Here is a 6571-nt window from a genome sequence, read left to right on the forward strand (position 1 = left end):
GAATAATGGACTTTCCCATACATTCCTGATCCTATAATTCTTGTGTGGTCGATTCCGAGACTTAATCCTAACATATTTCTGTTGAGCTGGCCCCAGAGGGTATCCCCGTAACGGCCACCTATGTAAGCATCTTTGGAAAATTTTTGTTCTATGTCGAGGGTTGAACCGATGCCAAGGCTTTTGAAATACTTTTTCTTTTCTTTGTTGAAATAAATGGGTTTTTTGAGGTTGACGAGGCTTTTAATCTTGCCAAATCCGATACCGACACTTCCTGTGTGCTTCCAACTTTGGTACCCGAAAAATCGATAATCCCAGCTCCCATAAAGGTTTAAGAGCCATTTGTTTTCAATAAAATTATGCACCGTTACGCCGACGGTTAAATCCTTGCCCATTGTTCCCACATTGATGCCCAGGCCTGTATTATAACTTGCATAATTTTTTCCAGCTAAGCTTAGAGGTGAGAGCAGAGCTAAAATTAATAATATTTTTTTCATCATATCCCTCCAGATATTGATATTTTCACTTTTTATAAGGTATAGCTTTTTGATTTTTGTACTGAGTGAGAGCAAGGTTACGGGGTTTTTGCCCGGGTCTGGCGATGTTGACGTGGATAAAATTACGGTCCGGATAGTTTTGGCACAAATCCACATGCGGATTTGCAATTAAGATTTTCATCATTCTGTCTTGTTCCTGCTTCAAACAAACAATATCCGCCGCGCAGCCGTAGATATGATGGCTGTTAGGATGCCCTCCCACTTTTTTATTGACCTCGTTACTTCGATAGGCACATGTTAGCTTAATCGGTGATCTCCACGCCTCCCGTAAAGGATCCGAAACCGTTACTACTAATTCTTCCAACATCGCTTTTTCTGCTAAACCTGGTATATTATTTAAAAAACTTTGTGCTGCCGTCTGAGATTTTATTAATTCTGCCATTGTGAAATATTTCATTTTTTGCTCCTTAAGAATAATTTTACGACAGAATTCCATATCAAAGAACGGTGGATCCGCGCTATTATCAGCATCATGCTGCATCATCACAAGAAGCCATGTATATAAGTAATTCCTATATACGCGGCATTCATGGAAGATATCCGCATTAAGCGGCTTTTTTATGCTAAAAAATTGTTGTTTTTTACCTGAAAATCCTCTCTTTTTAGATAACAAACAAAATTCAAATCTTGAATTTAATTAGTTCTAAACGTTTTTTTGACGTTTGGAGAGCTATTTTTTAAATGTCCGCATTTAGGATTACCGGACAAGTTTTGTATGGACTTGAAATCCTTATTTTTCCAGTACTAATGTAATTTTCAAAAATCAATTTTGAGAAGAGTAGAAAAAAATTCTGAGAAAACAGAATTTTGAAATTTCTCTAAATTTGATACCTGTCTCCATCCCTTTATGTACGATAATAAAGTTACTTAGCGCAAAAAATCCGGAATGCAGAATTTCTGCATTCCGGAAATCTACGATTGGAGGTGGCGGGATTCGAACCCGCGTCCTGAAAGTCTTGCTATAAGTCTTATTCACAAGCTTAGCTGTTCTTTTTAGTCTTAATTAAGCAGGGAGAGAAAGCAAACCCCTGGCTTAACGCATGCAGTAGATTTAAGATTTCCGTCCTGCAAGCAAAAATCCGAGATCTTTAAGTCTGATCAAAAACTAACGCCAAAGATCAAAGCGGGAGTTTTCGAAAACGCGCTAATTAAGCAGCGTAAGCGTAGTTGTCATTTGCAACTATTGTTTTGAGCCGTTTGAGGACATGCTCATGCCCGCCTGAAACTGATAACAGAGAATCTCCCAGTCGAAACCAAACACCCCCTATAATTTTATGATACAGCATCCCAAGAAAAATATCAAGCTTAAGGATTGACTTTATAAAAAAAATATATATAATACAAAGAAGTAATATATAGGGGCTTATCTATGATAAACATTCTTTTATGCTGTAGTGCTAGTATGTTTACTAGCTTGTTTGTGCAGAAAACAAAGGAGTATGCATACAAAAATAATATCGGTATTAATATTCAAGCTATTCCCTTTTCTAATATTAATGATCATCTTGAATCTGCGGATATTATTGCATTGGTACCGCAAATTCGTTTTCAAAAAGAAAAGGCTCAAGAACTCACATCTAAGCCTGTTTACGTTGTTGATATGGGGGATTACGGCACTATGAATGTAGAGAAAGTATTAGCTGAGATTGCTAAATTAGCAGAAAATAAATAATATTTTATTATTAATTCCATTCTAAGACTTTTGCTAAGAATGTTTGCAATTCTGGAGTTTTGGGATTTGTAAATAAATTTTTACTATTTCCATATTCATTAATTTTTCCTTGATTTAAGAACATAATTTTTTCACAGGCTCGTTGAGCGAAGCCCATTTCATGGGTTACTAAAATCATATTTAAGCCTTCTGATAGTAATTCGTGAAGCATATCTAATACTTCTGCAGTAAATTCCGGATCTAAGGCAGAAGTTGGTTCGTCTAATAAAAGTAATTCCGGTGAAATTAAAACAGCTCTGGCGATAGAAATCCTTTGGCATTGGCCTCCTGATAGTTCATAAGGATATTTATTGATATTTTCTGAAAGCTTGAAACGATCAATAAAACGTTTAGCTACCATAATAGCTTTTTCTTTTTTTATTTTGAACACATGTATGAGAGGTAGAATAATATTTTCTAATCCTGTTAAATGCGGGAATAAGCCGTTGTGTTGGAATACAAAACCTATTTTTTTATGCCATGCTGCTAATGAAGCTGCTGAAAAATGTAATTTTTGTTGATTGAAAATGATTTCTCCAGCAGAAGGGATAATTAATCCACCTAAAATTCTTAACAGTGTTGATTTACCACTTCCTGAAGGTCCTATCAAAGCCAAAGATGAAAAATTATCTTCTAAATTAAGATCACTCAAAACCATATGATCAGGCTGAAATTGATGAGATAAATGACTTAGTTTAATGTGCATAAGCAAATCTCTTTTCCAGATATTGGCTTAATAAAAACACAGGCAATGTTAATGTAAAGTATAATAAACCTAAAAATAAATAGTTCTCAAACAAAGCATAATTAATCGCGCTGATTTCTTGAGTTGTCTGTGTCAATTCGATGACTGCAATAACAGAAAGTAATGATGAATCTTTAATAATAGAAGCGAATTGACCAGCTAGAGCTGGCATAATACGTATCACTAATTGTGGCAGCAGCACCAAAAAAAATCTTTGCTGATGGTTTAATCCGATTGCTGTTGAAATTTCATATTGTAATGTATCAATGGAATTTAAGCCTCCGCGGATAATTTCACTGATATATGCTCCTTCAAAAATCGATAAAATAATAATACCTGCAATATATCTGTTATTAATGCCCCAAGCTGTTCCAATAATGTAATAAAAAAAGAAAATTTGTACTAATAATGGAGTTCCCCGAATGAATTGTACATATAAACGGCATAGATAAGATAAAAAAATAATGTGAGAGTTAGTGCAGAATGCTGTAATTATGCCAATAAAAAGGCTTAAAATCAACGTGCAAGCACTAATGAACAATGTCATGACAAACCCAGAAAGAAATTGTTTTCTATATTCTAAAAGTATAGAAAAATCCAATGATAAATCTAGTTTTCTAAGTGTAATATACGTAAATATGATCAAAACACAGAATAACAATACAATATTAATCAAGAGCTGGAAAACAGGTAAAGATTTTTTTTTCATATGTGGCTACTTAAATTATCTTTTAGAAAAAAAACTTAAATCCCATATCATCAAAAATTTGTTTTTCTTCTTTTAAGTATTTATCGCTAATTTTTTCATATCCTCCATTTTTTTTGAAATCAACTAAAAACTTATTGATTTTATTAAGCAGTTCAGTATTTCCTTTTTTCACTGCAATTCCCCATTGGTCTGGTTCATTTTGTACAGGGATAAAGACCGTCCGAGTTGTGCTAGGATTTTGAACATTATTACGGTAAATCGTTAACTGGTCATAAATAAAAGCATCAGCTTTGCCTTGAATTACTTCTGTCACAGCAGCACTTTCGCTGGTAAAAGTGTTTAAAATGACATTAGATAAATATTTTTTAGCATACAAATAAGCAGTTGTACCTTGCTTAACTGCTAAAATTTTGTCGGGCTTATTAAGATCTTCAACTGATTGAATATCGGATTTTTTAGAAATCAAAAGTGCTAAGTAGGCAGTAGCATAAGGATCAGAAAAATCTACTTCGTTTTTTCGGTCTTCCGTGATCGTCATTGACGAAATAACGGCATCTATTTTACCTGTCTGTAAAGAAGGAATTAATCCATTCCATGCGATATTTTCTATAATCACTGGAATCCCTAAATGCTCTCCTAATGCATGAGCTATATCAACACTGATTCCTGTAGGATTTCCATGAGCATCTTTGGTCTCAAAAGGAGGGTAGGCTAGTTCCATTCCTACTTTAAGGGTTTTGATGGGCTTGGAGGAGCAGCTGATTAATAAAAAACAAGTACAAAAATATATTATATTTCTCATGGAAAAAACTCCTTAATTCAATATTTAAAACTCTATTTATCATAATATACAATGATAAGTGAAATTTTACAACTATTTGAACCAAAATTGCTTAATTATTGGAAACAGTAATCCCCCATTAATGGAGGATTATTTGATAATTTAGAGAATGATTGATAAGCTCACATTGCTAAATCGGAAGGAGATATTTTCTCATTATAACATAAATTACATAAGAAATAACTGTATTAAAAGTGGTTGCGTGGGTGATTAAAAGTCCCAAATCAACCAGTAAAGGGGCAGTGACTTTGGAAATGTAAAAACCAGCTAATCCTCCTATTAAAGATAGGAGATAATGGAATAACCATCATATCAAGAGAAGTTTTTCCTGAAAATTTTTTTTTGCCGACAAAGGGTGCACGATTGCTACTAGAGTTGCTCCTACTGGTTCACCTGTTACAATTTTAATTCCTTCAGGAGTTACGCTTAAGGCTGCTGCGGCAATGGCTGATAATACCGTTAAAAGATTGGAGCTCAGAGTAAATGCAATTCCTGCTTCGATCGCTGGAGCCACTAATTGAACGGTCACTGTACCTATTGTTGCTAATGGCGCGAAATTAGTGATAATCCCGATATTTTTTAAGAGTAGTCCAATGCCCAGCATCACAAAAATATCTCGTAATAATCCTGTAGGACCTTTATAAATTCTATCTTTAATATAGTCCAATGTGTTTATGGTTTTGTCCTTATTACTTTTTAATTTTTGCTATATATTCACGGATGATATTGTTTGAAGCTTGAAATTTTTCTTTTTCTTCCGACGTCAATTCCAATTCGATAACTTTTTCGATGCCGTTTCTGCCTAATATTGCGGGAACGCCCGTATAAATATTTTTTCTCTGTATGCACCATCTAAAATGCAGAGACGGGCATTACCCTTTGTTCATCGTAAAGCACTGCTTTAATGATGTCGGTAGCTGCAGCTGCAATGCCATAATAGGTTGTGCCTTTTCTCTCTAAAATTTCCCCAACCAGAACGGACAACTTTTGTGCGGATTTCATCCAAACAGAGGCTGCATAGCGTTTGGGATCTGAATTGCATAGGTTTAAATAGGAAACTCCTCCGATATGGACCGTACTCCATACTTATAGCTTGAGAGTCGCTATGCTCTCCGATGCAGAAACCGCTGATAGAACGAAGATCAATGTTGCTGCAAATATTTGATAAAAAGAATTTTAACCGTGCTGTGTAGATTGAAGTGCCGGTTCTGATTGCTTGATGAGCAAGCAACCCACTTTTTTGTATATAAAATAAGTGACAATATCTACTGGATTCGATGCTACAGTAAAAATTCCCTTAAATCCATTTTTCATTACTTCGGTAACAACGGCATCCGCTATGTCGATACTGACGTCTAAAGTATCTAAACGGGTTTGGCTTGGTTTAGGGGGACCGCCAGCAGTAAAAACAATCACATCTAATTCTCTACATATAGAATAATCAGCAGCAGTAATTTTTGTTCTTTTAGGGATAAACGTGTTACCCTGAGCGATATCCCAAGCTTCGCCTTCAGTGCGTCTATTGTTGATGTCGATTAAATAGAGTTCGTCACAAGCTTCTTGGTTCACTAAAGCATAGGCACAGATTGAGCCTACCAAGCCTGTACCGATAACAGCAATTTTTCTGATTTTTTTCATACTTTAGCTCCTTAAGTTATTGTGCTTGATTTTAGCATTTTGTCTTTTGTCAAATATATTGTGAATTTAATCATTAATATGAATAAAATATTAAAAAATGGTCATTACTAAAGTTTTATATTTTTGCATTTTTTTATTTTCATATCCAGCCTTTGGAAATATTTTTTGATATTTTATCATTAATAATTCACTAAGAAGAACTACTGTTGCTTACTCTTAATTGAGAAGGATAGCTTAATAAGTATCATAGATGTTTTCATCTTGTGAGGTTTGATTAAAAGCTCTTTTTCCTAGGGAGTTAAGGGAAGTTTAGTTTGGTACTGTTATAAGTGTTATTTAGTGACACTGTAAAGCTGAAAATCTACAATAATTT

Annotated in this window: 10 protein-coding genes and 1 other RNA gene; 1 reads left to right on the forward strand and 10 read right to left on the reverse strand. The window is 34.5% G+C overall.

All coding sequences use genetic code 11. The features are described from left to right. The 3 genes from BM018_RS07355 to ssrA form a co-directional block, all read right to left on the reverse strand. Nucleotides 1-494, reverse strand: a 494-nt coding sequence (locus BM018_RS07355; RefSeq protein WP_143280479.1) for a hypothetical protein, incomplete at its 3' end; no start/stop codon positions are given. 25 nt (nucleotides 495-519) lie between these two features. Next, nucleotides 520-951, reverse strand: coding sequence for a D-Ala-D-Ala carboxypeptidase family metallohydrolase (locus tag BM018_RS07360; protein WP_159428243.1), 432 nt, complete (start codon nucleotides 949-951; stop codon nucleotides 520-522). 521 nt (nucleotides 952-1472) lie between these two features. Beyond that, nucleotides 1473-1819, reverse strand: a transfer-messenger RNA (tmRNA) gene (ssrA, locus tag BM018_RS07365). A 104-nt stretch (nucleotides 1820-1923) separates the two neighbouring features. Here ssrA and BM018_RS07370 point away from each other — a divergent pair. Then, nucleotides 1924-2226 (forward strand): PTS sugar transporter subunit IIB, encoded by a 303-nt coding sequence (locus tag BM018_RS07370; protein WP_092320148.1) that lies wholly within the window; start codon nucleotides 1924-1926, stop codon nucleotides 2224-2226. 10 nt (nucleotides 2227-2236) lie between these two features. On the opposite strand, the gene BM018_RS07375 is transcribed toward BM018_RS07370, so the two are convergent. The 7 genes from BM018_RS07375 to BM018_RS08025 form a co-directional block, all read right to left on the reverse strand. Beyond that, entirely contained in the window at nucleotides 2237-2971 is a 735-nt protein-coding gene (locus BM018_RS07375) for an amino acid ABC transporter ATP-binding protein (protein ID WP_092320150.1), read from the reverse strand. Continuing rightward, the gene (locus tag BM018_RS07380) at nucleotides 2961-3719 is read right to left on the reverse strand and encodes an amino acid ABC transporter permease (RefSeq protein ID WP_092320152.1); all 759 of its coding nucleotides are present in this window, start codon (nucleotides 3717-3719) and stop codon (nucleotides 2961-2963) included. Before BM018_RS07380 ends, BM018_RS07375 begins: the two co-directional genes overlap by 11 nt. A gap of 22 nt (nucleotides 3720-3741) precedes the next feature. Beyond that, nucleotides 3742-4521 (reverse strand): transporter substrate-binding domain-containing protein, encoded by a 780-nt coding sequence (locus BM018_RS07385; RefSeq protein WP_092320154.1) that lies wholly within the window; start codon nucleotides 4519-4521, stop codon nucleotides 3742-3744. Nucleotides 4522-4867: 346 nt separating this feature from the next. Continuing rightward, entirely contained in the window at nucleotides 4868-5227 is a 360-nt protein-coding gene (locus BM018_RS07390; RefSeq protein ID WP_092320156.1) for a PTS sugar transporter subunit IIC, read from the reverse strand. A 22-nt stretch (nucleotides 5228-5249) separates the two neighbouring features. Beyond that, entirely contained in the window at nucleotides 5250-5333 is an 84-nt protein-coding gene (locus BM018_RS08360) for a hypothetical protein (protein ID WP_407640971.1), read from the reverse strand. Between the two features lie 79 nt (nucleotides 5334-5412). Then, nucleotides 5413-5562 (reverse strand): hypothetical protein, encoded by a 150-nt coding sequence (locus tag BM018_RS08020; RefSeq protein WP_200778588.1) that lies wholly within the window; start codon nucleotides 5560-5562, stop codon nucleotides 5413-5415. 174 nt (nucleotides 5563-5736) lie between these two features. Beyond that, on the reverse strand, nucleotides 5737-6198 hold the full coding sequence (locus tag BM018_RS08025; RefSeq protein ID WP_200778589.1) for a lactate/malate family dehydrogenase: 462 nt from the start codon (nucleotides 6196-6198) through the stop codon (nucleotides 5737-5739). Nucleotides 6199-6571: the final 373 nt, after the last annotated feature.

Source organism: Brevinema andersonii (genome assembly GCF_900112165.1).
GTDB lineage: Bacteria > Spirochaetota > Brevinematia > Brevinematales > Brevinemataceae > Brevinema > Brevinema andersonii.

Coding starts and splice junctions, on each gene's coding strand:
- BM018_RS07360 (WP_159428243.1), bottom strand. CDS start 951: ATGAAATATTTCACAATGGCAGAATTAATAAAATCTCAGACGGCAGCA.
- BM018_RS07370 (WP_092320148.1), top strand. CDS start 1,924: ATGATAAACATTCTTTTATGCTGTAGTGCTAGTATGTTTACTAGCTTG.
- BM018_RS07375 (WP_092320150.1), bottom strand. CDS start 2,971: ATGCACATTAAACTAAGTCATTTATCTCATCAATTTCAGCCTGATCAT.
- BM018_RS07380 (WP_092320152.1), bottom strand. CDS start 3,719: ATGAAAAAAAAATCTTTACCTGTTTTCCAGCTCTTGATTAATATTGTA.
- BM018_RS07385 (WP_092320154.1), bottom strand. CDS start 4,521: ATGAGAAATATAATATATTTTTGTACTTGTTTTTTATTAATCAGCTGC.
- BM018_RS08020 (WP_200778588.1), bottom strand. CDS start 5,562: ATGAAATCCGCACAAAAGTTGTCCGTTCTGGTTGGGGAAATTTTAGAG.
- BM018_RS08025 (WP_200778589.1), bottom strand. CDS start 6,198: ATGAAAAAAATCAGAAAAATTGCTGTTATCGGTACAGGCTTGGTAGGC.